The sequence below is a fragment of the Immundisolibacter cernigliae genome (assembly GCF_001697225.1).
Taxonomy (GTDB): domain Bacteria; phylum Pseudomonadota; class Gammaproteobacteria; order Immundisolibacterales; family Immundisolibacteraceae; genus Immundisolibacter; species Immundisolibacter cernigliae.
The window spans coordinates 25,611-51,171 of the sequence record NZ_CP014671.1 but is presented as its reverse complement, the minus strand read 5'-3'; the positions used below and the strand labels follow the sequence as shown (position 1 = coordinate 51,171).

Here is a 25,561-nt window from a genome sequence, read left to right as displayed (position 1 = left end):
TGCGACAGGCGGCATGGATGCCGCAGCGACGCGCCAGACACTGTGCCGGTGTTGGACAAGCCGTGCGGGTCGCTCGCGGTCGCTGGCCGGTGATGCCGAAACATGGAAGAATCGACCAGAATTGGCCAGTAGATGCCATCCATGGCCATTCCGGAAGGTGACACAGTGCCCGAGACCCGCGACGAAATCCTCACCCTCGACGACGTAGCCGCGTACCTGAAGGCCGGCAAGCGCACGGTGTATCGCCTGGCGCAGCAGGGCGAGATTCCGGCGTTCAAGCTGGGAGGCACCTGGCGCTTTCGCCGCTTCGAGCTGGATCGCTGGATCGCCGACCGCATCCACAACAAAAAGGCGCAAGCAGAGTGATCGGATACCGGGTCAACCATCCTCTGGCGCCTTGGATTACCGAGCGCGCCAGGGCCCGCGCGCTCGACGGCGCGCGTCTTGTCTTCGACTACGCTGCCTACGGCACGAAGATCAACACGCTCGAAGCCCATCGCGGCAAGGCCGACTGGCGTGCGGTGCAACTGGCCACCGTCGCGGCGCTCGGCAACCAGGAGCAGCACGTGAGGGTGGTAGCGAGCACGACCGACGGCTTGCTGCTGCCGGAAAACGACCCCGAAAAACTGCTGCGCCTGCCCGCCCGTGAGCTCCCCTCTCCCCCGGGAGAGGGGCCGGGAGTGAGGGCATCCCGCCCGCGTTGCAAGCCGATGCCCAAGCCCGCAAGACCTCCCTCCTGCACGACATCAACCAGCGCAACCCCGGCTACTGTGGGCAGGAAGTCCAGCAGCTGGACGCCTGGGCGGACGACCTGAAGCTCGGCCCGGAGCGGGAGATCAAGCAGATCGACCGCGAAATCAAGGAAGTGCAGCGCACCGCCGCCATTTCGCCGACGCCGGAAGAGAAGCTGTCATGGCAGCAGAAGCAGCGCGATCTGGAAGCCAAGCGCAGCAAGCTGCGCCGCGAGCTGTTCGCCCGGCAGGACGAAATCGAGGCCCAGCGCAACGATCTGATCACCCAGCTTGAGGCGCAGCTCCAGCAGCAGGTGGAAGACCGCACGCTGTTTACCGTGGAGTGGAAGTTGAAATGAAGAAGCAGACGCTCGTAGTGCAGGGTGCCGAAGTCGCCATCGTCAGTCGCCACGAAAAGGATTTCATCTCACTGACAGACATGGTCAGGAAATTCGGCGATGAAAGCATCCTGTACAACTGGCTGCGCAACCGGAACACCGTCGAGTTTCTGGGCATCTGGGAGCAAATCTACAACCCGGCCTTTAAACCTCTCGAATTCGAAAGGTTTAAAAATCAGGCGGGCCTGAACAGCTTTTCGCTGTCACCCAAGAAATGGATAGAGGCCACAGGCGCCATCGGGCTTTATGCCAAGTCAGGCCGGGGTGGCGGCACCTTTGCCCACCGCGATATCGCCTTCGAGTTCGGGTCCTGGCTGAGCCCGGAATTCAAACTCTACCTCATCAAGGAATTCCAGCGCCTCAAGGATGCGGAAGCCCGCACCGAAGCATTGGAGTGGAACTTCCAGCGCACGCTGGCCAAGGTCAACTACAAGATCCACACCGACGCCATCAAGGAACGCCTGATCCCTCCGCGCCTGACCAAGGCGCAGACTAGCATGGTGTATGCCAGCGAAGCCGACTTGCTCAACGCCGCCCTGTTCGGTGCCACCGCAGCGCAATGGCGGCAAGCCAACCCCGGCCAGACCGGCAACATGCGCGATGCCGCTACACTGGAACAACTGGTCGTGCTGTCGAATCTGGAAAGCATCAATGCCGTTCTCATCCACCAGGGAATGGCCGCGCCCGAACGCCTGGCGCAGTTGAATGCCATCGCCATCACGCAAATGCGTTCATTGGTCGGCATGCCTGCGGTCAAACGGCTGGGCGCCAAAAATACTCCCAAGGAAATCGAGCCATGACCGAACCCACGATTACCTGCCCGAACTGCAAGACTGAAATCCGGCTGACGGAATCCCTCGCCGCGCCTCTGATCGCAGCGACGCGCCAGCAGTTCGAGCGGCAGCTCGCACAAAAGGACGAGGACATTGCCAAGCGCGAACAAGGCATCCGCGACAAGGAAAAGCAGATCGCCGACGCCAAGCGCACGCTGGATGAACAGGTGGCCGATCAGGTCGCCGCACAACTGAAGGCCGAGCGCGCCCGCGTTGTCGCCGAAGAATCGAAGAAAGCGAAGCAGGCTGCTGCGACGGAACTCGAAGGCAAGGCGCGCGAACTTGCCGAACTTCAGGAAGTGCTCAAAGCTCGCAACGAAAAACTGGCCGAGGCCCAGAAGGCCCAGGCAGAACTCATCAAGAAGCAGCGCGAACTCGACGACGCCAAGCGCGAACTCGAACTCACCGTCGAAAAGCGCGTGCAGGACGGCCTGAGCGTAATCCGCAGCCAAGCGAGGAAAGAGGCCGAGGACGAACAGAAACTCAAGGTAATGGAGAAGGAACAGACCATTGCCGCGATGCAGAAACAGATCGAAGACCTCAAGCGCCGGGCCGAGCAGGGCTCGCAGCAATTGCAGGGCGAAGTGCAGGAACTGGAACTGGAAAACCTGCTGCGCGCCAAATTCCCCTTCGACAGCATCGAACCCGTGCCCAAGGGCGAATTCGGCGGTGACGTGCTGCACCGGGTCGTCAGCCAGGGCGGCCAGTCCGCCGGCACGATGTTGTGGGAATTCAAGCGCACCAAGAACTGGAGCGACGGCTGGCTTGCCAAGCTGCGCGACGACCAGCGTACCGCCAAGGCCGAAGTATCCATCCTCGTCAGCCAGGCCTTGCCCAAGGGCGTCGAAACCTTCGAAGTCGTCGATGGCGTATGGGTCACCCACCCGCGCGCCGCCCTGCCGGTCGCCGCCATCCTGCGCCACACCCTGCTCCAGGTGAGCATGGCGCGGCAGGTGTCTGAAGGCCAGCAGACGAAGACCGCGATGGTCTACCAGTACCTCACCGGCCCGCGCTTCCGCCAGCGGGTCGAGGCCATCGTCGAGGCCTTCTCGTCCATGCAGGAAGATCTCGACAAGGAACGCAAGGTCATCATGAAACAATGGGCCAAGCGCGAGGAACAAATCGAGCGCGTGATGGGCGCGACGGTGGGGATGTATGGGGACTTGCAGGGGATTGCGGGGAAGTCGTTGCAGGAGATTGAGGGGCTTGAATTCCCAGCCCTCGAAGTGTCCAGCGTACATGAGAGTTAACTCGTGGCACTCGAACTCTCGGAAGTTAAGCGACAGCTTCAAGACCATCTGCAAGAAGGTCTTCTGCTTGTGGTTGGGACCGGGCTGTCTATCGCGGAGGGCATACCTGGCATGTGGCCGCTCGGGGAGCACTTGAAGAAGGTAATTCCGCCTCAATTGGCATCAGCGCCCGATCCGGCTTGGGATGATGTCGTCGCAGCGTTGAATGCTGGTGACCATCTTGAAGCGGCAATGGGTAAAACGAATTTCAAGGCCACAACGGTCGATGCGATTATTGAAGCGACCGCACAGCTGATTCTCGAAAAAGAGCTGGAGGTTTTTACCCAAGTGATTGCTGGTGCCAAAACACTCCCGTTCACAACGTTTGTTAAGCACCTATTCAAGGGTGGGCGGAAGTTTCATCTCATAACGCCTAACTATGACCGATTGGTCGAGTTGGCCACAGAGGCAGCAGGAATCGGTGTCGACACTCGGTTCGCAGGGAATCTCTTCGGCTATTCCGACCCAAAACGTTCGGCTGACGCGCATCGAGAGTCGTACATGGCAGGAAAAAATGCTGCTTTCCGCCCCATCGCGAACCTATGTGTCTACAAACCACACGGTAGCCTCGACTGGTTTGATGTGGGTGGAAAAGTCGTCAGGTGCCCAATAAATGCGGGAAAAACGCCGATTATCATTACGCCAGGGGCAAGCAAATACAGAGAAAGTTTTCGCTGGGCATTCGACGATCAGCGCACTTCAGGCAATCGTGGCGTCGCCAACACGACCCGGGTTATGTTCATGGGTTACGGCTTTAACGACGATCATTTGGAACAGCATATTTGTCCAAATCTGAAGCTTACCAAGCCGACAGTGATAATGACGATGGAACTCTCTGACAATGCTCGGAAGGCGATTGCCAATAGCGGCGGAATTCAAGTAATTGCGCTGAGTGCAGTTTCTAGCACCGATCTACGGACTTGCATTACAATTTCGGTCGGAGAAACCCTCATCGTAGATGAGCAGCTCTGGCATCTGGATGGATTCAATAAAGGAGTGATCTGATGGCTTCTGCCGTAATGTCTTTTGAGGGTGCAAATCCCATTGGCCGGGTAATGTCAGTGGATACCATGCGGGTGTTTATTCATATTGATGACCACGAATTGCTCAAACAAGTGATGGTTGGCAACCTAGTGGCAATCCAAGGTGCAACGGGCCATCAATATTTGATTTCAATCGTCGAAAGAATTACAAGGTTGCCCTCAGATTCAATTATCGTGAGCGAATCACTGGGCGATGAAACGGTGCCGATTCCCGAGGATATGCAGGACACAATTCGCGCCGTCTTGGTTGGGACATACCGGATAAAGGATGGCGATTCAGGTCCATCATTCAAGCGTGGAGCCGATTCATGTCCGCAGATTGATCAACCATGCCACTTGATTCAGGGGCAAACCTTACGTCATTCATGGGTGTGTTGTCTCAGGATGTTCCCGCCGACAAAGCTCTCCGTTTAGGCCACTTTGCTATAGACCCATCCGCCGAGGCTGTGGCGGATGGCGACCGGTTCTTTCAGCGACATGCTGCAATTCTTGGCAGCACAGGTAGTGGCAAGAGTTACACGGTTGCGGCTCTACTCGAACGCGCGAACACCCTGAACTATCCAAATATTGTGCTTCTTGATATGCATGGCGAGTACGCGTCCTTGGCAAAAGACCTGCCGGACGGGTACGCCGAGTATTTGAAGATCGCGGGGCCCGGTGATCTAGGGAAACGCTGATTTATTCCCTCCCGTTGGAGGCATGAGACCTTGGTCCTGAGACAATGTGACCTGGTCCGCAGCGGTGGTGAGCAGACGTCATGCAAACGAGCTTTTCCGACCTCGAGTACGCCGGCAAGAAGAAGCAGACGCGCCGCGAGCGCTTCCTGGCGCAGCTGCAGGCGGTGACGCCGTGGGCGCAGCTGGAGGCGGCGCTGGCGCCGTTCTACCCGGCCGGCAAGGGCCCGGGCCGCCCGCCGCTGGGGCTGTCGCGCATGCTGCGCATGTACGTGGCGCAGCAGTGCTTTGGGCTGTCGGACGAGGGCATCGAGGACGCCGTGTACGACAGCCACGCCATCCGCTGCTTCATCGGCATCGACCTGGCCCGCGAGGCGGCGCCGGATGCGACCACGCTGCTGAAGTTCCGCCGCCTGCTGGAAGATCAGGGTCTGAGCCGGGTGATCTTCGAGACGATTCGCGATCACCTGGCCCGCCAGGGCCTGCTGCTGCGTGAGGGCACCCTCGTGGATGCGACGCTGATCGCCGCCCCGCCGTCGACCAAGAACCGCGACCGGGCGCGCGATCCGGACATGCATCAGGCCAAGAAGGGGAACCAGTGGCACTTTGGCATGAAGGCGCACATCGGGGTCGACCTGGACTCGGGGCTGGTGCACACGGTGCTGACCACGCCGGCCAACGTCAACGACGTGACCCAGGCGCACGCCCTGCTGCACGGGCAGGAAACGGACGCGCTGGGCGATGCCGGCTACCAGGGCGTAGCCAAGCGCCCGGAGAATCGGGACACGCCGGTCACCTGGCACGTGGCGCTGCGCCCGGGCGTGCGCCGGGCCCTGCCCGATGACGCGCTGGGCCGCCTGCAGGAACGGATCGAACAGGTCAAGGCGAGCCTGCGGGCCAAGGTCGAGCATCCGTTTCACATCATCAAGAACCTGTTCAAGCACCGCAAGGCGCGTTACCGGGGGCTGGCCAAGAACCAGGCGCAGCTGTTCACGCTGTTCGGCCTGGCCAACGTGGTGATTGCCGGCTGGCGCCTTCGGGCGCGGCACACCCTCCGTGCGTCCTGAGGGAGCCCAAAACCGGAATATCCGGCCAGAACACGCACATTGGCCCGATCCACACCCGAAAACGGGCCGTTTTTCCCCAGGGGCGGTCACGCGTCAGCGCCGTCATGTCCATAGCGCTGGTTTCGGGGGATTGATCAGCGTTTCCCTAGCCGACCCAAAGCCGCATAGTCTGTTCTTGCCACATTGGCTGCTCAATCGGGAAGAAATGCTGTCGATGTTGCTTGATCGAAGCGATGACAACGCGCCAAATCAGGCGATGCGTTTTACCAACTTTGTCTTTGAACAAAAGCGAAAAGTCCTTGAAGGTTTTAATTTAACGGATGTCCTTGCATCGTTTACGGTCGATTCACCAGTTCCATACGATCTGAAAGCTGTCAAGGCAAGCTTGCAGAACGACGACCAAGAGATGGTCTCGGGATCTTCTGGTAGAGATAAGCAAGGGCCATGGTATGGCAAACTGACGAGATTTATTAGTCGTCTTGAAGCGAAGATCGCGGACCGGCGATACGGGTTTCTTTTTCAGCCACCTGCCGCCACAGAGTCATATGAGTGGCTCCAGTCTTTTGCCGAGTCGTTTCTATCGACAAAAAGCGGGGCGCGCTCTGGAATTAAGGTCGTTGATTTCTCCGAGGTCCCGTCTGACGTCCTGCCAACAGTTGTTAGTGTCCTGGCGAGAGTGCTTTACGACGTTCAGTTTTGGATGCAAGCGGAATCGCGCACCCCGGTTTGTCTAGTGTGCGATGAAGCACATTTGTACCTGCCTGTTCGATCTGATGCAGATGCTGCCGCGAAGCGTGCGCTTGACACCTTCGAGCGCATCGCGAAAGAAGGCCGAAAGTATGGGTTTGCGTTGTTAGTGGTAAGCCAACGCCCGTCAGATGTGAGCAAAAAAATTCTTAGCCAGTGCAACAATTTCATTGCACTGCGGCTGACAAACGAACAGGATCAGTCAGCGGTGAAATCTGTGATGCCCGACAGCATGGCCGGTATTGCTGACGTTCTGCCACTATTGGACATTGGCGAGGCAATCGTTCTTGGAGATTCAATTCTGTTACCGTCACGCATTAAACTGGACAAACCCAAAGCAACACCATTGAGCCTCACCAAAAATTTCTGGCGCGAGTGGGGTGAAAAAGCATCTAACGCTGGTGCAATCAAGGCCGCCGTAGAAAGCTTAAGACGGCAAAGTAAAGGAGCTGCTAAAGAATAATGCGGCAAAAACGCAAACTCACATGGACAGGCGAGGAGAGCCGGCCCCGGCTGGAGCCGCGCATTCTGCTCGAAGACCCTTCGATGTCGTACCACGCCAAGCACCGCGTGACGGAAAGCGATCTCTTCGACAACCGGCTGATCTTCGGCGATAACCTGCTGGCGCTCAAAGCGCTGGAGGCGGAGTTCGCGGGCCGGGTGAAGTGCGTGTTCATCGACCCGCCGTACAACACCGGTCACGCGGCGAACGTAGGCACCAAGCCGTGGAAGTACCTGCTGGTGCCGCACGACGAGATCAGGGAGTCGTGGCGCCTGAGCGATTTTCTGCGCTTCGAACAGAAATCAACTTGAGGGAAAAACCCCACCCACAAAAAAAGGCGCGGAGATTGCTCCCCGCGCCCATCGCTTGCACCGGCTGATCAGTGGCTGATCAGCGGATGATGTCGAAGCTGTAGTCGGTCTTGGCCGGCACGATGGTGTTCTTGTCGATCTCGTCGAAGATCTTGTCCAGGATCCATACCAGCACGTTCATGGCGCCCTGGTAGCCCCACACCGGGTAGCGGTGGTGGTGGTGGCGGTCGAACACCGGGAAGCCGATGCGGATCAGCGGCGTGCCGGTGTCGCGCTCCAGATACTTGCCGTAGGTGTTGCCGATCAGGAAGTCGACCGGCTCGGTGAACAGCAGCGAGCGCATGTGCCACAGGTCCTTGCCGGCGTAGGCATGGCAGCCCTTACCGAAGGGCGAGCTGTCGAACAGCGCCTGCATCTTCTCGGCCCAGTCCTTGCCGCCGTTGGTGGCCAGTACGTGGGTCGGCTCGGCGCCCAGTTCCAGCAGGAAGGCGGCCAGGCCATAGCACAGGTCCGGATCGCCATAGATGGCGAACTTCTTGCCGTGGATGTGGGCGCTGGAGTCGGCGATGGCGTCCACCAACCGGCCGCGTTCCTTGGCGAGTGCCTCCGGGATTTCCTTGCCGGTGAGCTTGGAGATGCCCATCAGGAACTGGTCGGTGCCGGCCACCCCTACCGGGTGGTTGAAAGCCAGCACTTCCTGGCCCTTGCTGGCGCAGAACTCCAGCGTCTTGCTGGTGCAGTATTCCTGCATCGAGACGGTGGCCTTGGCGTTCAGCGCCGCCGCCGCATCTTCCAGCGTGGTGCCGCCGTCGTACATGCGGAATTCGCCGTCGGTGGGCGTGTCCCACACGTCCGACGCATCGCACAGCAGGGTGTGTTCGACGCCCATCAGGTCGAAGATGCGCTTGATTTCGCGCTGGTTGCCGACGGTGTAGCCGTCGAAGCCGCCGACGAAATTGATCTTCTCATTGGGCACGCGCTCGGGCACCGGCACGGTGCCGGCCTTGCCGTCCCAGAAGTGCTTGATCACGCCCAGCAGCGCATTGTCGTAGCCGGTGATGTGGCTGCCGACGAAGGCCGGGGTGTGCGCGAAGGGCACGTCGAATTCTTCCGGCACCGAGCCCTTTTCCTTGGCATTCTTGATGAAGGCGTTCAGGTCATCGCCGATCACCTCGGCCATGCAGGTGGTGGACACGGCGATCATCTTGGGCTTGTACATGCTGTAGGCATTGGCCAGGCCGTCGATCATGTTGTTGAGGCCGCCGAATACCGCCGCGTCCTCGGTCATGCTGGACGACACGCAGGAACTGGGCTCCTTGAAGTGACGCGAGAAGTGCGAGCGGTAATAGGCGACGCAACCCTGCGAGCCGTGCACGAACGGCAGGGTGCTTTCAAAACCCACTGCGACGAACACCGCGCCCAGCGGCTGGCAGGCCTTGGCCGGGTTGACCGTCAGCGAATCGCGGGCGAAGTTCTTTTCCCGGTAGTCCCAGGTCTTGGTCCACTCGCGGATTTCCTCGACCCGGTCGGTGGGTTCGGCGTTTTCGAAGTTCTCTTTCTTGGTCTTGAACATGTCCACGTATTCCGGACTCCGGAACAGGTTGAAATGATCGACCACGTTGTCGGCGTTCTGGCTCATGATAATGCTCCTGCATTGGTAGGGTGGCTCAGCGGCACAGCCGCGTAACCGGCCAAATCTTCAGCGGTGGGTTACGGCGCCGTGCGCCTGACCCACCCTACTCTTTCCTATTTCCAGGGTGTCTTGGTCAGCGCCCACACCGGGCTGTTGATGGCCATGTCCATGTCGCGGGCGAAAATGGCAAAGCCGTCATAGCCGTGATACGGACCCGAGTAATCCCAGGAGTGCATCTGGCGGAACGGATAGCCCATCTTCTGGAAGACGTACTTTTCCTTGATGCCGGAAGCCACCAGGTCGGGCTCCAGCGCCTCGACGAACTTCTCGAACTCATAGCCGGTGACGTCGTCGTAGATCAGCGTGCCGTCCTTCACATAGTGGGTGGTGCGCTGATAGTCGTCGTTGTGGCCGAACTCGTAACCGGTTCCGATCACCTCCATGCCCAGATCCTCGTAGGCACCGATGACGTGCCGTGGGCGCAGGCCGCCGACGAACAGCATCACCTTCTTGCCTTCCAGGCGCGGGCGGTACTTGTCGATCACCGCCTGCATCAGGGGTTGATACTTGGCGATGACCCGCTCGGCGCCTTCCTTGATCTTGTCGTCGAAATGACCGGCGATCTCGCGCAGCGATTCAGCGATCTTGGTCGGGCCGAAGAAGTTGTATTCCACCCACGGAATCCCGTACTTCTCTTCCATGTGCCGGCTGATGTAGTTCATCGACCGGTAGCAGTGCAGCACGTTCAGTTTCGCCTTGGGCGTGTTCTCCAGCTCGGCGATGGAGCCATCGCCGGACCACTGCGCCACCACGCGCAGGCCCATTTCCTCCAGCAGGATGCGCGAGGACCAGGCATCGCCGCCGATGTTGTAGTCGCCGATGATGGCGACGTCGTAGGGCGTGCTCTCGAACGGCGCCGGACGGTCCGGATCGAGCTTGTCGAATACCCAGTCGCGGATCGAGTCGTTGGCGATGTGATGGCCCAGCGACTGCGACACGCCGCGAAAGCCCTCGCAGCGCACCGGCACGATGGTCTTGCCTTCGTATTCCTTGGACTTGGCCTTGGACACCGCCTCGATGTCGTCGCCGATCAGACCGATGGGGCATTCGGACTGCACCGTGATGCCGTGGTTGAGCGGAAACAGTACCTCGATCTCGTCGATGATCTTGGCGAGCTTCTTGTCGCCGCCAAAGACGATGTCCTTTTCCTGGAAGTCGGACGTGAACTGCATGGTCACGAAGGTGTCCACGCCAGTGGTGCCGATGTAGTAATTGCGCCGCGCCGCCCAGGAATACTGGCCGCAACCCACCGGGCCGTGGGAGATGTGGATCATGTCCTTGATCGGACCCCACACCACGCCCTTGGAACCGGCGTAGGCGCAGCCGCGAATGGTCATCACGCCAGGCACGGACTTGACGTTGGATTTGACGCCGCAGTCGGACTTGCCTTCCTCGAAAGTGCCCAGATGCTTGCCGCGGCGCTTGGCGGTCTTATCCGGATAGACCTCCAGCACTTCGTCGATGAGCGCCTTGTTGCGCTCTTTGGTTTGTTCGACTGTCAGGCTCATGTTCGGTCTCCTAACTAAACCTTGGAACGGAAATGTCTGTTTGAACCCAGGCCGATTCAGTGGCTTTGCACGTCATCGGGTGGGGATGAGTCGAAGGGCACTGCCCAGGGCTTGCGCCCTGGGCAGATTCCGTTTGCCTGGATCCTCAGGCCGCAGCCGCCGCCGCGGCATCGGCCGCGAGCTCCGCTGCGGTCTTGCCGACAATGGATTCGTCCACCCGCTTCATGATGCCGTGCTCCATCAGCAGGTCTTCAAGCTCATCCATGGTGATGGGCGTCGGAATGGTGCCGTTGCCCTTGTTCTCATGGATTTTCTTCGCCAGCGTGCGGTACTCGTCGGCCTGCTTGGAATCCGGCGCGTATTCCAGCACCGTCATGCGACGCAGTTCGGCGTGCTGGACGACGTTGTCGCGCGGAATGAAGTGAATCAGCTTGGTGCCGAGCTTCTTGGCCAGCGAATCGGCCAGCTCATATTCCTTGTCGGTCTGGCGCTCGTTGCAGATCAGGCCGCCCAAGCGCACGCCGCCGGAGTTCGCGTACTTCAGAACGCCCTTGGCGATGTTGTTGGCCGCATACATGGCCATCATCTCGCCGGACATGACGATGTAGATTTCCTGCGCCTTGTTCTCGCGGATGGGCATGGCGAAGCCGCCGCACACCACGTCGCCGAGCACGTCGTAGGAAACGTAATTCATGTCGTCGTAGGCGCCTTCTTCTTCGAGGAAGTTGATCGAGGTGATCACGCCGCGACCGGCACAGCCGACACCCGGCTCGGGGCCGCCCGACTCGACGCAGCGGATGCCCTTGTAGCCGGTTTTCATCACCTGATCGAGTTCCAGATCCTCCACGCTGCCGGCGGCCGCGGCCAGGGACAGAATGGTGTCCTGCGCCTTGGCGTGCAGGATCAGGCGGGTGGAGTCGGCTTTCGGATCGCAGCCGACGATGAGAATTTTCTCGCCCAGGTCGGCCAGGGCCGCCAGAGTGTTTTGGGAGGTGGTGGACTTGCCGATGCCACCTTTGCCGTAAAAGGCGATTTGCCGCAGATCAGACATGGTTCTTGCTCCTAGAGATGGTGACCAACACTCGACAAACGCGAAGTGCGCTTGCCTTGGCACGGGCCCATCCGGTCGGCAGGGTGACGCCCTGTGGTCTTATTCTGCGACCGCGCCTTCCGCCCAAACTGGTCCCTCGGCGGTCTTAACGCAACCGCTGTGCCAAGCTCGATTGATTCAATTAACCAATTGAATCAAATATTATTTTTTTGAATCAATCACGGCCGGACGGGCTGTTCGAAAGGCGACACAGCGGTGGGCTGTGTGACAAACACAACAGCGATCGGCGCGGCCGCAGACCGCAAAGCCAGCCCGCCGCCGGACAAACTAAACACCTCGCTGCGCCCTCCCCTGTCTGCCTCGGCCTGGCTCATGCGCAAAATGCCGGCGCCGAATCAGGCATGGGGCGCCCGGGCAGCAAGACGCCTTGGGAGACGCTCAGCGTTTCCGCAGTGTAGGGATGCGCTGCCAAAAGCAGCGGCTGCAAGCTGCTGATTTTGTGAGCGATCGGAAAACTGTAGGAGCCCGGCTATGCCGGGCGATCATCGCGCAGCGAAGCTGCGCTCCTACAAGGTTTTCCCGCGATGGCGGGCGCTGAGAAATCCAAGATGGATTTATGTCAGCACTTCCCCTTGCGGTTGCATCCCACGCATCCGGCGCGCTGCCCGTGCACAACCTGAAAGCGGTTCGAATCTTGCTTGGAGCTCCCGCACAGACAGCCTTGCGGAGGCAAGCCATGCAAATCGGAGTAGACGCAGCCCGCGCGGTGGAGAACCGGCGCGTGTTCGTGGTGGACGACGACGACATCACCGCCACAGTCCTGCAATTCATGCTGCAGGACGAGAACGAGACCCACCTGCTGAGCGACCTGGCCGCACTGGCCACTTCGCCCCTGACGCCAGACCTGTTGCTGGTCGGCGTGGCCCTGCTGGCCGCGCACGGTGCGCCGAGCGCCCTCAAGACCGAATGCGGCGGTGCCCGGCTGCTGGCGGTGGCCGACCGCGACGCGGGCACGGCCGCCGAGTGGGCGACCAGCGCCGGCGCGGACGGGGTGCTGTGGAAACCGCTGACGGTGGAAACCGTGCGCCGGGCGGTGGACCGCCAGCTCGGCCGACGCACGGAACTGCATATTCCGGTTGCCGTGCGTTGACGGGCGCCTGCCGCGCAGCCGCGGCGGGCCTCGCCGGCACGGCGAAGACCAGCGCAATGGCGCCCGGCCCGCTCGCACAGGGCGCGCCACGTTGCACGACTGTCGGACATCGGCCATGGATCGCCGGTGGCTGAATCGTTCGACTGGGCGGACATCGAGCGCCGGGCGCTGGGTGCCTACCTTGGCTTCGCGGTCGGGGATGCGCTGGGCGCCACCGTGGAGTTCATGAGCGTGGCCGAGATTGCCGCCAGCTACGGCGTGCATCACAACCTGCGCGGCGGCGGCTGGCTGAAGCTGCGCCCCGGCCAGGTGACCGACGACACCGAGATGTGCCTGGCGCTGGGCGCCAGCGTCATCGACGGCGGGGGCTTCGAGCCACGCGCAGCGGCCGAGGCGCTGGCCGCCTGGCTGGTCGGCACGCCGGTGGATGTCGACCACACGTGCCGGCGCGGTCTGCGGCGCTATCTTGGCGACCGCAGCCTGAGCGCGCCGCCCAGTGCCGGCGATCCTGGCAACGGCGCCGCCGTGCGCAACCTGCCGCTGGCGCTGGCCAGCCTGGGCGACCACGCCGCGCTCGAACACTGGACCCTCGCCCAGTGCCACCTCACGCACAACCACCCGCTGTCCGACGCCGCAGCGCTGGCGCTGGGGCGCATGCTGCAGGCGCTGCTGCTGGGCGGCGGCCACAAGGCCTGCCGGGCCGAAGCCAACCGCCTGATCGCCGCCTGGGGGCAGTTCAACTTCCGGCCCTACCCCGGCCGCGCCAGCACCCTGGTGGTGGAAACCGTACAAACGGTACTGCACGGCTACTTTCGCACCGACAGCTTCGAGCGCTGCCTGATCGACGTGGTCAACCGCGGCGAGGATGCCGATACCACCGGCGCGCTGGCCGGCATGCTGGCCGGCGCCACCTACGGCGTCGGGGCCATCCCGCGCCGCTGGCTGGGGCGCCTTGAAACACCGGTCAGAACCGCCATCGAGGCGCAGGTGCAGGGCCTGCTGAGGATCGCCCGTGAGCGCCTTCAGGACACAATCGGATGCTCGTGAACTTCTACGAAAAGCCGGGCTGTGCCAACAACACCCGCCAGCGGCGCCTGCTCGAAGCCGCCGGCTGCCGGGTGCTTGCCCACGACCTGCTGAGCGAGCCGTGGACGGCCGAGCGTCTGCGGGCTTTCTTCGGCGACCGGCCGGTGGCGCAGTGGCTCAACCCGGCCGCGCCGCGGGTCAAATCCGGCGCCGTCCGGCCGCAGACGCTGGACGCGGCCACGGCGCTCGCCCTGCTGCTGGCCGAGCCACTGCTGATACGCCGGCCGCTGATCGAGGTGGCTGGCTGGCGCACGGTCGGCTTCGACGCGGCGGAACTCGAACGGCAGCTCGGCGTGCGCTTCGCCAGCGCCGCGCCGGACGGCTGCTCGCGGCGCTAGCTAGCCGGCGGCGTGCTCAGCATGCCCACCTTCGCGCTCGACGGGCGTCTGTTCTGGGGCAATGACCGCATCCCCCACCTGCTGGCGGCGGCACGCGGCGAGGGTCCGTCCGCGGTGTGAACCGCGGCATGGATGCGCCTGTCCCCGGCGAATGCTGCCGCGCGGCGCGTGCCGGGGCATCACTCCGGCGGAAGCACCGAATGCGCAAGCCGGTTTCGGTGTCACGCCACGACCGGTCCGGCGAGACCCGACCCGGTGTCATGCAGACTGACATGGACCTTGGGTTACGCTGCTGACTCCCGTGTCCGGAGCACACGACACTGTGATGGGCAACACCATGCTGCGCAACGACAGACTCGGCGCCCTGCTGCTGGGCGTGTTCATCTTTCTCGGCCTGAGTTCCCTGGGCTACCTGCTCGGGACATCGGCCATCCGGGTGAAACAGTACGAACGCAGCGTGACGGTGAAGGGACTGTCGGAGCGGGAATATCCGGCCGATGTCGTGATCTGGCCGATACAGTTCACCGCCGCCGGCAACGATCTGCAGGCCCTGTACGCCGTGACCGAGGACAACACGGCCCGGGTCAGAACGTTTCTGGTGGAACACGGCATCGCCGAGGGTGAAATCACCGCGTCCGCCCCTGCCGTGACCGACAAGTCGGCCCAGCAGTACGGCAACAATGCCAGACCGGAGTTTCGCTACACGGCCCAGCAGACCGTCACCGTGTACTCGGAAAACATCGACGCGGTGCGCTCGATCATGGGCGCGCTGTCCGAGCTCGGCAAGCAGGGCATCGCCTTTACCGGCGGCGACTACGAGTCACAGACCGATTACCTGTTCACCCGGCTGAACGCGGTAAAGCCGGAGATGATCGAAGAAGCCACCGACAATGCCCGACAGGTGGCACAGAAGTTCGCCGCCGACTCGCACAGCACACTGGGCAAGATCAAGAGCGCCTCCCAGGGTCAGTTCAGCATCGAGCCGCGGGACAAGAACAACCCGCACATCAAGAAGGTGCGGGTGGTGTCGACGGTCGAGTACTACCTGTCGGACTGACGACGTACGAGTGGGTGCCACATTCCTGCGTCGGCTTTGGCACAGTCGCTTGGCCGCCGCACGCGTCTGCTGGCGATCGTCGGAAAACCACGCTTTTCCGAGCCCAACCAGATGGTGGGCCAGTGACCCGGCCCTCGACGCGCTGATCCGCCGGCGTTACGGGGCGCTGCTGCAGCAGGCTGCCAGTGGCGGGCTGTGCGCCTGGCGCGCCATGTCTCGTGCGCAATCGCAGCCCCGGCCATTCGCGGCGGGGCCGCCGCTCCCACAAGGCATTGCCCTCGTGTGGGAGGCCCGCCCCCGGGCCGAATGCCATCGGCCGATTGAATCAGGCTTCCTGAGACCGGTTCCAGGCAAACCGGCAGCGGTCCAGTGGACTGCCTAACCAGCCAGCGCCTGCGCCGGCATTGCCTCACCGGCCAGGCAGGCAGTGAATTCGGCCAGCGACAGCGCCAGCACCTCGATGCCGTGCTGTGCCAGAAACCGCGCCTCGTTGCGGGTCGGTTTTTCAGGAAGCACGGCGTAGTGCCGGTCCGACGAGCGCTTCATGACCTGGCGGGCAAAGGTCCGGCCGAGCTGGTCGTCGAAGCGGCAGCCCAGGAACAGGAACTGCCGCCCGGCGCGGCGGCGCTGCACCTCGGCCGGGATCGGCGTCTGGATGTCGATTTCGGTCAGTACCTCGACGAAGTCCGAATCGGACACCAGAAAATTGCCGGCCGGCGCCACCGAGCCCAGCGGCTGGTACAGCAGCGTGGTCCAGGCGCTGGCCGCCTCGGGGGTGGTAAGGGTGCCCGCGGCGTCGAAATGGTGGCACCAGACGCCCTGATGCTCGGCCTGGCTGACGCCCTGCACCATGCCCCAGTCGCCCCGTCCGGCCAGCGCCCGCTGCGGCAGGTCGTCGTACCAGGCATGCACGATCAGCGGGAGGCCGGCGATATCCGCCAGCAGACGGTGCAGCGCAGTCGGCGCGACGGCCGGGGCGAAGGCCTCGCGCATGGCGGCGGCGACGGTCTTGCGGTGCTTGAAGTTCTCGATGAACTGCGCCGCCGCGGTGAGGTTGCCGAGCAGCTTGTGCGGCACGCTGGCCTTGGCCGTCAGGTGCTTGACCAATGCCTGCGGCGCGGCCGGCAGCGGGCAGGCCGGGCCGGCCAGCGCCAGCACGCCGGGGCCAAGGTAGGGCACCACCTGTCCGGCGGACAGGCCGGCCAGCACGGCGGCGACGGGGGCGTCCATCAGGCGGCCTCGCCCAGTTTGGCCTGCACGGCGCCCAGTGCTGCCGGCGGCAGGCGAAACAGGCCGCGCCCGCCGGACAGGGCGGCAAAGTATTGCCCGGCGACCTCGCTGAGCAGGTTGAACCAGTCCTGCGCGCCAAGACCGGCCGGACGGGCGCTGATCTCGGTGACGGTGCCGTCCGGTGCGAAGCGCACGTGAATCATCGTTTCATCCGCGGTCATGGGGTATCTCCGGGTGTGGGGGATTGAACCGGCCGCGGTCACAGGCCGGAGCCGAAACCGAGCAGTTCGACGGTGACGTCCTCCGCGCCGAGGATGGACTGGCAGGCCAGGCGCGACTTCGAGCCGACGCCGACGATGGTGTCCAGGCGCTCGTTCTCGGCCGCCCCGATCTTCGAGATCGACTTGCGGCCTTCGTGCACGAACACATGGCAGGAACCGCACTGCGCCTTGCCCTCGCATTTGTGGGGAATGGGTTCGCCGGCCGCCAGCAGGGCGGCCAGCAGGCTGCTGCCGGTCGCGGCCTCGAAACGGTTGCCGGACGGCTGGACGGTGATGAATGGCATGGACGGTCTCCTTTGGGTTGCTAATGACTAATAAATCGCCGCTCCGGCACCGACGTTGACCGAGGCATCCTTCATGGTGGCCACGACGAAGGCCACCTGTTCCTCGGTCAGGTGCCCGTGGAACGGCAGCGCGACGGCGCGGTCGGCCAGTTTTTCGGTGACGAACAGCTTGATCGCCGCCGTGCCGGCCGGCAGATAGGCGCGCTGGCGATGCAGCGGCTGACAGTACGGATGGGACTCGACATCCTCGGTGCGCAGATCCTCGACGATGGCGTCGCGACTGGAGCGGCTAAAGCGCGTGCCCAGGTGCACCACGTACGAGAACCAGTGCACCTGGTCGACCTCGGGCGCCTGGTAGGGCGGCTTGATGCCCTCGAAGGACAGCACGTGCTGGCGGTAGTACGCCTCCACCTGCAGGCGCCGCTCCAGGATGGCCGGCAGGCGTTCGAGCTGCACCCGGCCGAGCGCTGCCTGTATTTCCGATAGGTCTGCCGCGTAGGGCACCACGCCGGAACCGACGATGTTGCCCCGGTCGGCCGGCCGCCGGCCACGCAGCCGGCGCACCATGGCGGCCAGATCGGCGTCGTCGGTGACCAGCATGCCGCCGCTGCCGCAGCACAGCGCCGCCGGCTGGCTGAAATCGAACACGGCCAGGTCGCCGAAGCTGCCGACCAGCCGGCCCTGGTAGCGCGAACCGATGGCCTCGCTGGAATCCTCGATCAGGCGCAGCCCGTGCTGGTCGGCGAGCGCCCGCAGCGGTTCCCAGGCGGCCGGGTGGCCGAGCGTGTTGGCCGCCAGGATGGCCCGCGTGGCCGGCGTGACGGCGGCGGCCACCTTGTCCGGCGCCAGCGTGCCGGACCAGTAGTCGATATCGACGAAACGCGGTGTGGCGCCGGCCAGCGCAATGGCATGGGCGGTCTCGCGCCAGCCATAGGCGGACGCGATCACCTCGTCGCCCGGGCCTATCCCCAGGCTGCGCAGCGCCAGCAGCAGGCCGATGCGACCGCTGGCTACCGCCACCGCGTGGCGGCGGCCCAGATAGGCCGCGAACTCGGCCTCGAAGGCGGCCACCTGCGGGCCGTCGCTCAGATTCGGCGAGCGCAGCACGGCGTCCACCGCCGCCAGTTCGGCGGTCGAGACGTCGGGGTCGGAAAACAGGATGGTGCAATCGTCGCTCACGGTGCGCGCCTCGCCAGGACGATGCCGGTGGCCTGCGCCGGGTCGGCGGTGATCTGCCAGCAATGGCCGGCGCCGTCGACCAGGTGCAGATCGAAACCGGGGTAGCTGCGGTAGGGCGACTCGGCCAGGTCGGCGGCGTCGCAGCGGGTGACCGTCAGACGCGGAAAGCGCGCGCGCAGCGCCGCGCCGTCCTGGCCACCGGCGGCGGCCAGCAGGGCATCCAGGGCTTCGAGGTCGACGCTTTCCATGGCGGCCGGCTCAGGCGTCTTCCAGCCGGCGGGCTTCCACCGTCACCGGCAGGCGCGTGTCGGCCGCCAGGTCCGGCAGCTCCAGCCGCCAGCCGTTGGCGAGCGTCACCTGGCCGCCCCACATCTGCGCTTTTTCCATCGCCACGATGGGCTCTTCCAGGTCCTTCTTGGGCACGTAGGCGCTCAAACTGCCGGCGGCGTCTTTGCGGATCATCACTTTCATGGCATGGGCTTCCGGTGGCAGGGTGTGGTCAGGGTCAGCGCCAGAAGCGCCGTTCAGGGTCGGCGCACAGCAGATCGAGCGCGTCGGCCAGGCGCCGGTGGCTGCCGCAAAACTGCCAGGCGCCGGCGGCGTGGTCGCGGGCGTACAGGCACCAGGGGCCGCTGTCCGGCGCCGCGTCGGCGCGGTGTTCCAGCAGGGCGATGTCGATCACGCCGCCGCCGGGGTCGATGTTTCGCGAACAGCACGGGCTGTCGATGCGGTAACCGCCGGGCGCGGCATGCACGCTGGGCGTCACGTAGCGGTAGCGCCGGCGGCTGCGCAGGGCGCGGGCGATGCGTTTCAGGTCCACCTCGTTCGGGTGGCGCGCGGTAGGCCGATGGGCACTGGGCGCGGTCATGGCCATGCCCTCAGGCCGCGTCCAGTTCCTGTTCCAGGCAGCCGACCACCCGCCCGGGGCCGAACTCGATCAGGTATACCGACACGCCGGACTCGACCTCGACCCCGACCTGCACCACCTCGCCGGTGCTGCCGGCCGGGGCGAGCAAGGCGTCTTGCGGGACGTCGGGGTAGGAGCCGTCGTTGTGCAGGTCGACCAGCGCCCGCACCCGCTGGCCCCAGGAGAATCTGGCCGGTTCGCCGGGCGTCATGGTTGGGCCTGCGTATCGGCCTCGGCCTGCACAGCCTCCAGCGCTGGCTCGACCGCTTCCAGTTCGCGGGTTTTCATGCCCACGCGGTAGCCGTGCGACACGAAATCGACGCCGTAGATGTAGAACTGCTGCAGGAAGGTGCCGATGCTGGTGACGTAGCCGACGTCGCCCTTCTTGACCAGCACGTCGCCGATTTCCCGGCCGGTGAAGGTGCCGTCGTTGCGCACCGTCTTGCGGCTGCGCACCTTGTCGCCGTAGTTGAAACGCGGCGGACCCACCAGTTCGTTGGTGTCCGAATCGCGGGCAATGTCACCCATGCTGTTCACCCTGATGGTCGGTGGGGAAAGGCGGCTCCCGGCATTGCGCGAGGCGCTCGTGCGCCAACGCGTGCACCTCCGGGTCGGGGTCTGCGAGCAGCGCCGCGAGCTGCTTGGGCGCGATACGCTCGGTCACGGCGTAGCGCACGCGCCAGTCGGCATCGCCGCATAGCCACACCAGCAGGTGCGGCGGCAGGCGGCGCGCCACTTCAAGGCGGACCTCGGCATCCTCGTCGGCGGCCAGGCAGATCAGCCGTGACGAATCCAGCCGCCGCGCCAGTTCGCGCCGCACCTGCGGTTCCGGGTCGTTCAGCAGCAGGCCCAGGCGATGCTCCGGCAGGCGTCTGGCGACCACCAGGCGCACGTAGTAGTCCGTGTCGTGGCGCATGGATTCGAGCTCACTGCCCTGCAGGCGGTGGGCGACGCGGATCCGCACCTCGCGGTGCGGATCGTCCCGCAGGCGCAGCAGGTGGCGTTGCGGCAAGCGGGCGGCGGCGCTCCAGCGCACGGTCTCGTCCGGATCATCCAACAGCGGCAGCAGACGAAACACCGGCGCGTACTTGGCGGCCACGGCGCGCGCCTCGAAATACGGGTGCTCCAGGTAGTCCGCGGCCAGTTCCGGGTGCCAGCTGAAGAAGCGGTCGATGCGCCGCGCGTAGCGGTCGTGCACGCAGGCCTGGCCCGGCCGGCAGGCGCCCTCGGCCAGCCAGTCCCGGTGCCGGCAGGCGGCGCAGGGCAGCGCCTGGCCGTGAAAATCGAGTGCGTCGATGTCGGACTCAGTCGTCGTCATCGCCCTGCTCCAGGCGCAGCAGCACGTCCAGCAGAACCTGTCCGCCGAGGCGGTCGGCAGGGTCCAGTTCCAGCAGCTTGCGTGCCGCCTGCTGGCCCTCATCGAGCTGCCCCAGGCGCAGGTGCAAATAGGCATAGCCCTTGAGCGTGAACAGGTAAAACCGCGCCAGCACGGCGTCGTAGTCGTCGAAGTCGGCGGCGTCGCGCCGGACCTCAGTCCATTCGGCCGGCAGCCCCAGGTGACGCGCCGCCCAGGCCAGGCACTCTTCGGCCACCGCCAGCGCCTGCGCCCAGCGACCCTTGTAGAAGAAATACCGGTAGCGGCCGATCAGCACCGCCGCATGGTCCGGCGCCAGCGCCGCAGCGGCGGCCAGGTGCCGCTCCGCCACGGCATCGTCGGGGTAGTTCAGGCCGGCGGCTCGCAGATGTTTCTCGGCATCGGGCGGCAATGCGCCGCCCAGCACCGCGGTCGCCAGGAACACCTGCTCGACGCTGGTCGGACCGGCTGCTGCCGGTTCGGTCGCGGCTGCGCGGCGTAGCGGTTCGAGAACGGCGGCCACGGTCCGTCCCTACGAGCGGCGCTGGCGGCCGATGCTGGCCACGTCGACCGTGGCCAGGGCCGGCGCGGTGGGCGCACTGGCCGTGCTGCTGCAGCTGCCGGCACCGGCGACGTTGCGAAAGGTCAGGCCCGACTCGGTCGGCGTGTCGGCAAAATCCACCGTCGCGCCCTGCAGCAGCAGGCGGCTCTGGGCCGGCAGGAACAGCTTGAAGCCGTCCATCTCCAGGGCCACATCGCCGGCCGGCGGCGCCACCTCGACGGTGAACTCGCTGGCCAGGCCCGAGCAGCCGCCCGGGCTCACCAGCAGCCGAAAGCCGGTCACGCCGTCGCCGCCGAAGCGCACCATGCGACGCATGAACTTCTGCGCCGCCGGGGTCAGGGTGATATCCACGGCGAGCCTCACGCGCTGGCCTGATAGCGCGGGTAGGCGAGGTCGATGATGCAGGTGTCGTCCACCGGGCATACCGCCGCGCACTGCGCCTCGTCGAAGTAATTGATGCACTCGGTGCATTTCTTGGGTTGATCACGAACACCCCGTTTTTTTCCGAAATGGCCTGGTTGGGACATTCCGGCTCGCAGGCCGAGCAGCCGGTGCACTGGGAGGCGACGATCTTGTAAGCCATGACGCAAGGCTCCTTTGGGTCAATGAAAATCAGGCAGCGATGAAGGCACCCTGGCGGATGTCGGCATCGCCACGGGCCTGGTGGGTGATCTCGCCGGCCTGAACCCTGCCGACGTAGTCCATGAAGTAGGCGATGGCCGACTGCTCGATGTACTGGTGGGCGTACTTGTCCACCGGGTCGATGCCGGCCTTTTTCAGGTCGTCTTTCGGGCAGCCGCCGATCTTGGCCACGAACACGGCATGGCAGTCGTTGATGGCGCGGATGACGGTCACCAGCGAGTCTTCCTCGCCGTAGCCGCCCTGGCAGTACAGGTCCACCCGGCGGTGGCCGACGAACTTGGCGCCCTTGGCGTTGACTTCGTAGATCTGGAACTCGGTGGCGTGGCCGAAGTGTTCGTTGACCTTGCCGTGGCCCTTGGTGGCCACCGCGATCAGCATCGAGATGCCTTCGGCGTCCGCCAGTTGCGAAAGCTGCTCCTGCTCGGCCTTCTTGGCCGCCACGGTCGCCTGGCGCTCCTGCTCGACCACCTGCTGGTACTCGCGGCGGGTGGTGGCGTCGTAGACGACTTCCATCGCGTCGATCTTGTCGGTGGTGAACTCGGCGCTGCGATCCTCGCCCAGCAGGCCGACCGCGTCGGCGCGGCACTGGCGGCAGTGGCGCATCATGTTCATCTCGCCCTCGCAGGAATCCTGCAGGGCCTTCAGTTCCTGCGCGGTCGGGCCGCGCTGGCCGTTCAGGCCGAACACGGTGCCGTGCTCCGGCGCCGAGATCAGCGGCATGATGTTGTGCAGGAAGGCGCCGCGGGACTTGACCGCCCGGTTCACCTCGACCAGGTGCTTGTCGTTGATGCCCGGGATCATCACCGAGTTGACCTTGCACAGGATGCCGCGCGCGGTGAGCATCTCCAGGCCCTGCATCTGCCGCTCGGTCAGAATCCGCGCCGCGTCGATGCCGGTCCAGCGCTTTTTCTGGTAGTAGATCCACGGGTAGATGTGCTGGCCGACCTCCGGGTCCACCATGTTGATGGTGATGGTGACGTGGTCGACGTTGAACGACTGGATGGTGTCGACGTGATCCGGCAGCGCCAGGCCATTGGTCGACAGGCACAGCTTGATGTCCGGCGCGGTCTTGGCGATCAGCTCGAAGGTCTTGAAGGTCTTGTCCGGATTGGCCAGCGGATCGCCGGGGCCGGCGATGCCGAGCACCGTCATCTGCGGAATGGTCGAGGCCACCGCCAGCACCTTCTTGGCGGCCTGCTCGGGGGTCAGCTTCTCGCTGACCACGCCGGGGCGGGATTCATTGGCGCAGTCGTACTTGCGGTTGCAGTAGTTGCACTGGATGTTGCAGGCCGGCGCCACCGCCACGTGCATGCGGGCGTAGTGGTGATGGGCTTCCTCGGAATAGCAGGGATGGTTCTTGACCTTCTCCCAGACCTCCGGGGTCATGTTGTCCGGGCCGCCGGACGAGCCGCAGCTCGCCTTGCCGCCCTCGCTGGAGGTGCCGCAGCCCTTGTGCTCGGCAGCCTTCTGCAGCAGCGCGTCCAGCGGCAGCAGTGGCTGGATGTTCGGATGATTCGTTTCAGCGTGCATGGCGCCTCCTGTGTGCGTTGACTGTGGCCCGGTGTCTCCGGGCCGCGAGCGCTACGGTGCGATCGCGTGGGGGAAGTCAGCACACCTTTCGCAACCGCCGTGCCAGCGGCTAATGAAAGCGCAACAGTCTGATATGGCGTGTATTTATTGAGAATTGGCGGATGTCGCAGACGCGACAATCCGGGCGTTCACCCGATAGGGGTACGACAAACGCGACGCGCTGCATCGCACTGTGGGAGGCCCAACCTCGGGCCAAATCGTCGGGCGCAACGATCGCGTTTTGGATTCGCGGCGGGGGCGCCGCTCCCACAGGGCAGCGCTCCCACAGGAAAACCCGTGGGAGGCCCGCCTCGGGCCGAATCTTTGGGGCATAGCGATCGTGCTTGCGATTCGCGGCGGGGCGCCGCTCCCACAGGAGAGGGGGGTGCTCCCACAGGGAAGCACCCGCCGGCAGACTTCAGAAGCGTCGCACCTGCACGTTGTATTTGCGCAGTGCGTAGCCGATCTGGCGCGGCGTGATGCCGAGCAGGCGGGCCGCCTTGGCCTGCACCCAGCCGCATTGCTGCATGGCCCAGACCAGGCGCTCGTGTTCGTCGTCGGGTGGCGCGTCGCCGGATGCGGTGGCCGGGGCCGCCGCTGCGCCAGGAGCTGTAACAGGACTGGGCAGGCGCGCGCGCGCGACCGGCAATACCACCGACTCCCGCTGGGTGGTGGTGTAGCCCTGCAGCACCAGCGAGAAGCACTTGCCGTGCTGGCAGGGCATGTCGGTGGCGCGGATCGTGTCGCCGCGGGTCATGGTGGCGCAGCGCTCGACGCAGTTTTCCAGTTCCCGCACGTTACCCGGCCAGTTGCACTCCAGCATGATCTGCAGCGCCTCGGGGCTGAGCGTGATGGCGCGGTGGCTTTCCTCGTTGTAGCGGGACAGGAAGTGCTCGACCAGCGGCGGGATGTCCTCGCGCCGCTCGCGCAGCGGCGGCATGAACACCGTCACCACGTTGATGCGGAAGTACAGGTCCTCGCGAAAGGTGCCCTTGCCGACGGCTTCTTCCAGGTTGCGGTTGGTGGCGCAGATCAGGCGCACGTCGACCTTGATCGGCCGGCTGCCGCCGACGCGCTCGAACTCGCGCTCCTGGAGCACGCGCAGCAGCTTGGTCTGGAAGCCCGGCGACACCTCGCCGATTTCGTCCAGGAACAGCGTGCCGCCGTCGGCCAGCTCGAAGCGGCCCTTGCGGTCGGCATGGGCGCCGGTGAAGGCGCCCTTCTCGTGGCCGAACAGTTCCGACTCGAGCAGGTTCTCGGACAGCGCGGCGCAGTTGACGCGCACGAACGGCCCTTCCTTGCGCGGGCTCAGGAAATGAATGGCGCGGGCGATCACTTCCTTGCCGGTGCCGGACTCTCCGCGCAGCAGCACAGTGGCCCGCCCGGCCGCCACCTGGTGCACCTCGGCGAACACTTCCTGCATGCCCTTGCTGGCGCCGATGACGTTGTCGAGCCGGTACTTGGCGTGCAGTTCCTTCTGCAGGCGGCTTTTCTCCTGCAGCAGCTCGGCCCGCTCGGCGGCCACGTTGCTGTGCAGGCGCGCGGTCTGGCCGATCAGGTTCGCCACCATGGTCAGGAAGCGCACGTCGCGCTCGAAATTGGCGGCCTCGTCGGTCACGTCGCGGTCGACCGTGAGCACGCCGACCGTGTCGCGGCCGACCTTGATCGGCACGCCGATGAAGGCGATCACCTGCCCGGCGGCCAGGTCGCGGGCGCCGGTGCGGTTCAGGAACAGCGGTTCCTGGGCGATGTCCGGCACCACGCACGGCGAGCCGGTTTGCAGGATGCGCCCGGTGATGCCCTCGCCGATGCGGTAGTGCGCGCGCAGCACCGCCTCTTCGGACAGGTCGGCGGCGCCGATGGCGCGCAGCTCGTCGCCGGCGTCGAGCAGGCTCACCGTGCCACGCTGCATCCGCATGTAGGAGGCCAGCAGGTTCAGCACGCCGCGCAGCGTGCGCTTCAGGTCCAGGGACGAACTCAGGATCTTGCTGATTTCGTAGATCGCGAGCAGTTCGGTGCCCTGCTGTCTGGGGCTGTCGACCAGCGCCGCTGTGGACATGGGCATACCTCGGCAG

29 protein-coding genes and 3 pseudogenes are annotated in these 25,561 nt (G+C 64.4%); 14 read left to right on the top strand and 18 right to left on the bottom strand.

Features of this window, described 5'->3' with window-relative positions; all coding sequences use genetic code 11:
* Window positions 1–141: 141 nt before the first annotated feature.
* The 10 genes and pseudogenes from PG2T_RS00275 to PG2T_RS15240 form a co-directional block, all read left to right on the top strand.
* Entirely contained in the window at window positions 142–366 is a 225-nt protein-coding gene (locus tag PG2T_RS00275) for a helix-turn-helix domain-containing protein (protein WP_068802300.1), read from the top strand.
* Window positions 321–1,090 (top strand): annotated as a pseudogene (locus PG2T_RS16895) (OmpH family outer membrane protein); the annotation flags it as partial. The gene PG2T_RS00275 and the pseudogene PG2T_RS16895, both read left to right, overlap by 46 nt.
* The gene (locus PG2T_RS00265) at window positions 1,087–1,929 is read left to right on the top strand and encodes a KilA-N domain-containing protein (protein WP_068802298.1); all 843 of its coding nucleotides are present in this window, start codon (window positions 1,087–1,089) and stop codon (window positions 1,927–1,929) included. The pseudogene PG2T_RS16895 and the gene PG2T_RS00265, both read left to right, overlap by 4 nt.
* On the top strand, window positions 1,926–3,212 hold the full coding sequence (locus PG2T_RS00260) for a DUF2130 domain-containing protein (protein ID WP_068802297.1): 1,287 nt from the start codon (window positions 1,926–1,928) through the stop codon (window positions 3,210–3,212). The genes PG2T_RS00265 and PG2T_RS00260 overlap by 4 nt, the downstream gene beginning before the upstream one ends.
* Window positions 3,213–3,215: 3 nt before the next feature.
* Window positions 3,216–4,256, top strand: a complete 1,041-nt coding sequence (locus tag PG2T_RS15255) for an SIR2 family protein (protein WP_083214663.1) — start codon at window positions 3,216–3,218, stop codon at window positions 4,254–4,256.
* A complete protein-coding gene (locus PG2T_RS15860; protein ID WP_145930937.1) occupies window positions 4,256–4,708 on the top strand; it encodes a hypothetical protein in 453 nt (150 codons plus the stop codon). Before PG2T_RS15255 ends, PG2T_RS15860 begins: the two co-directional genes overlap by 1 nt.
* Entirely contained in the window at window positions 4,624–4,971 is a 348-nt protein-coding gene (locus PG2T_RS16890) for a helicase HerA domain-containing protein (RefSeq protein WP_083214662.1), read from the top strand. Before PG2T_RS15860 ends, PG2T_RS16890 begins: the two co-directional genes overlap by 85 nt.
* A gap of 80 nt (window positions 4,972–5,051) precedes the next feature.
* Window positions 5,052–6,035, top strand: a complete 984-nt coding sequence (locus tag PG2T_RS00255; protein ID WP_068802296.1) for an IS5 family transposase — start codon at window positions 5,052–5,054, stop codon at window positions 6,033–6,035.
* 175 nt (window positions 6,036–6,210) lie between these two features.
* Window positions 6,211–7,245, top strand: a complete 1,035-nt coding sequence (locus PG2T_RS15855; RefSeq protein ID WP_202816379.1) for an ATP-binding protein — start codon at window positions 6,211–6,213, stop codon at window positions 7,243–7,245.
* Window positions 7,245–7,487: pseudogene (locus PG2T_RS15240) on the top strand (site-specific DNA-methyltransferase); the annotation flags it as partial. The gene PG2T_RS15855 and the pseudogene PG2T_RS15240, both read left to right, overlap by 1 nt.
* Window positions 7,488–7,674: 187 nt before the next feature.
* Here PG2T_RS15240 and nifK read toward each other — a convergent pair.
* The 3 genes from nifK to nifH form a co-directional block, all read right to left on the bottom strand.
* Window positions 7,675–9,234, bottom strand: coding sequence for a nitrogenase molybdenum-iron protein subunit beta (gene nifK / locus PG2T_RS00245; RefSeq protein ID WP_068802294.1), 1,560 nt, complete (start codon window positions 9,232–9,234; stop codon window positions 7,675–7,677).
* A gap of 107 nt (window positions 9,235–9,341) precedes the next feature.
* Window positions 9,342–10,796, bottom strand: a complete 1,455-nt coding sequence (gene nifD, locus PG2T_RS00240) for a nitrogenase molybdenum-iron protein alpha chain (RefSeq protein ID WP_068802293.1) — start codon at window positions 10,794–10,796, stop codon at window positions 9,342–9,344.
* Window positions 10,797–10,941: 145 nt separating this feature from the next.
* Window positions 10,942–11,847, bottom strand: a complete 906-nt coding sequence (nifH, locus tag PG2T_RS00235) for a nitrogenase iron protein (RefSeq protein ID WP_068802292.1) — start codon at window positions 11,845–11,847, stop codon at window positions 10,942–10,944.
* A gap of 736 nt (window positions 11,848–12,583) precedes the next feature.
* Between nifH and PG2T_RS00230 the strand changes: the two genes are divergently transcribed.
* The 4 genes from PG2T_RS00230 (at window position 12,584) to PG2T_RS00215 (ending at window position 15,478) form a co-directional block, all read left to right on the top strand.
* On the top strand, window positions 12,584–12,997 hold the full coding sequence (locus PG2T_RS00230) for an ANTAR domain-containing protein (RefSeq protein WP_068802291.1): 414 nt from the start codon (window positions 12,584–12,586) through the stop codon (window positions 12,995–12,997).
* 126 nt (window positions 12,998–13,123) lie between these two features.
* Complete coding sequence (gene draG, locus PG2T_RS00225) at window positions 13,124–14,044, top strand: ADP-ribosyl-[dinitrogen reductase] hydrolase (protein ID WP_202816378.1); 921 nt, start codon at window positions 13,124–13,126, stop codon at window positions 14,042–14,044.
* Window positions 14,035–14,421, top strand: coding sequence for an ArsC/Spx/MgsR family protein (locus PG2T_RS00220; protein ID WP_068802290.1), 387 nt, complete (start codon window positions 14,035–14,037; stop codon window positions 14,419–14,421). The genes draG and PG2T_RS00220 overlap by 10 nt, the downstream gene beginning before the upstream one ends.
* Window positions 14,422–14,758: 337 nt before the next feature.
* Entirely contained in the window at window positions 14,759–15,478 is a 720-nt protein-coding gene (locus PG2T_RS00215; protein WP_068807447.1) for an SIMPL domain-containing protein, read from the top strand.
* A 378-nt stretch (window positions 15,479–15,856) separates the two neighbouring features.
* Here the strand turns inward: PG2T_RS00215 and PG2T_RS00210 are convergent, their stop codons facing one another.
* From PG2T_RS00210 to nifA, 15 genes and pseudogenes are all read right to left on the bottom strand, one after another.
* On the bottom strand, window positions 15,857–16,708 hold the full coding sequence (locus tag PG2T_RS00210; protein ID WP_068802289.1) for an SIR2 family NAD-dependent protein deacylase: 852 nt from the start codon (window positions 16,706–16,708) through the stop codon (window positions 15,857–15,859).
* Window positions 16,708–16,929 carry a hypothetical protein gene (locus tag PG2T_RS00205; protein WP_068802288.1) on the bottom strand — a complete coding sequence of 74 codons (222 nt, stop codon included), beginning with the start codon at window positions 16,927–16,929 and terminating at the stop codon, window positions 16,708–16,710. The genes PG2T_RS00210 and PG2T_RS00205 overlap by 1 nt, the downstream gene beginning before the upstream one ends.
* Before the next feature lie 38 nt (window positions 16,930–16,967).
* Complete coding sequence (locus PG2T_RS00200) at window positions 16,968–17,273, bottom strand: 2Fe-2S iron-sulfur cluster-binding protein (protein ID WP_068802287.1); 306 nt, start codon at window positions 17,271–17,273, stop codon at window positions 16,968–16,970.
* Window positions 17,274–17,300: 27 nt separating this feature from the next.
* Window positions 17,301–18,452: a DegT/DnrJ/EryC1/StrS family aminotransferase gene (locus PG2T_RS00195; protein ID WP_068802286.1), complete on the bottom strand. Its 1,152-nt coding sequence runs from the start codon at window positions 18,450–18,452 to the stop codon at window positions 17,301–17,303.
* Window positions 18,449–18,700 (bottom strand): DUF6129 family protein, encoded by a 252-nt coding sequence (locus PG2T_RS00190; protein ID WP_068802285.1) that lies wholly within the window; start codon window positions 18,698–18,700, stop codon window positions 18,449–18,451. Before PG2T_RS00190 ends, PG2T_RS00195 begins: the two co-directional genes overlap by 4 nt.
* 10 nt (window positions 18,701–18,710) lie before the next feature.
* Window positions 18,711–18,923, bottom strand: a complete 213-nt coding sequence (nifT, locus tag PG2T_RS00185; protein ID WP_068802284.1) for a putative nitrogen fixation protein NifT — start codon at window positions 18,921–18,923, stop codon at window positions 18,711–18,713.
* Window positions 18,924–18,957: 34 nt separating this feature from the next.
* Window positions 18,958–19,326 (bottom strand): DUF3024 domain-containing protein, encoded by a 369-nt coding sequence (locus PG2T_RS00180; RefSeq protein ID WP_068802283.1) that lies wholly within the window; start codon window positions 19,324–19,326, stop codon window positions 18,958–18,960.
* 4 nt (window positions 19,327–19,330) lie between these two features.
* Window positions 19,331–19,570: a nitrogen fixation protein NifZ gene (locus PG2T_RS00175; RefSeq protein ID WP_068802282.1), complete on the bottom strand. Its 240-nt coding sequence runs from the start codon at window positions 19,568–19,570 to the stop codon at window positions 19,331–19,333.
* Window positions 19,567–19,887, bottom strand: a complete 321-nt coding sequence (locus tag PG2T_RS00170; RefSeq protein ID WP_068802281.1) for a nitrogen fixation protein NifZ — start codon at window positions 19,885–19,887, stop codon at window positions 19,567–19,569. Before PG2T_RS00170 ends, PG2T_RS00175 begins: the two co-directional genes overlap by 4 nt.
* Window positions 19,880–20,677 carry a 4Fe4S-binding leucine-rich repeat protein gene (locus PG2T_RS00165; protein WP_068802280.1) on the bottom strand — a complete coding sequence of 266 codons (798 nt, stop codon included), beginning with the start codon at window positions 20,675–20,677 and terminating at the stop codon, window positions 19,880–19,882. Before PG2T_RS00165 ends, PG2T_RS00170 begins: the two co-directional genes overlap by 8 nt.
* Window positions 20,664–21,236 (bottom strand): hypothetical protein, encoded by a 573-nt coding sequence (locus tag PG2T_RS00160; RefSeq protein WP_068802279.1) that lies wholly within the window; start codon window positions 21,234–21,236, stop codon window positions 20,664–20,666. The genes PG2T_RS00165 and PG2T_RS00160 overlap by 14 nt, the downstream gene beginning before the upstream one ends.
* Before the next feature lie 9 nt (window positions 21,237–21,245).
* Window positions 21,246–21,626 (bottom strand): HesB/IscA family protein, encoded by a 381-nt coding sequence (locus PG2T_RS00155; protein WP_068802278.1) that lies wholly within the window; start codon window positions 21,624–21,626, stop codon window positions 21,246–21,248.
* An 8-nt stretch (window positions 21,627–21,634) separates the two neighbouring features.
* Window positions 21,635–21,858, bottom strand: a pseudogene (locus PG2T_RS00150) (4Fe-4S binding protein).
* 29 nt (window positions 21,859–21,887) lie between these two features.
* Window positions 21,888–23,447 carry a nitrogenase cofactor biosynthesis protein NifB gene (gene nifB / locus PG2T_RS00145; RefSeq protein ID WP_068802277.1) on the bottom strand — a complete coding sequence of 520 codons (1,560 nt, stop codon included), beginning with the start codon at window positions 23,445–23,447 and terminating at the stop codon, window positions 21,888–21,890.
* Window positions 23,448–23,904: 457 nt separating this feature from the next.
* On the bottom strand, window positions 23,905–25,545 hold the full coding sequence (nifA, locus tag PG2T_RS00140; RefSeq protein WP_068802276.1) for a nif-specific transcriptional activator NifA: 1,641 nt from the start codon (window positions 25,543–25,545) through the stop codon (window positions 23,905–23,907).
* Between the last annotated feature and the right edge of the window lie 16 nt (window positions 25,546–25,561).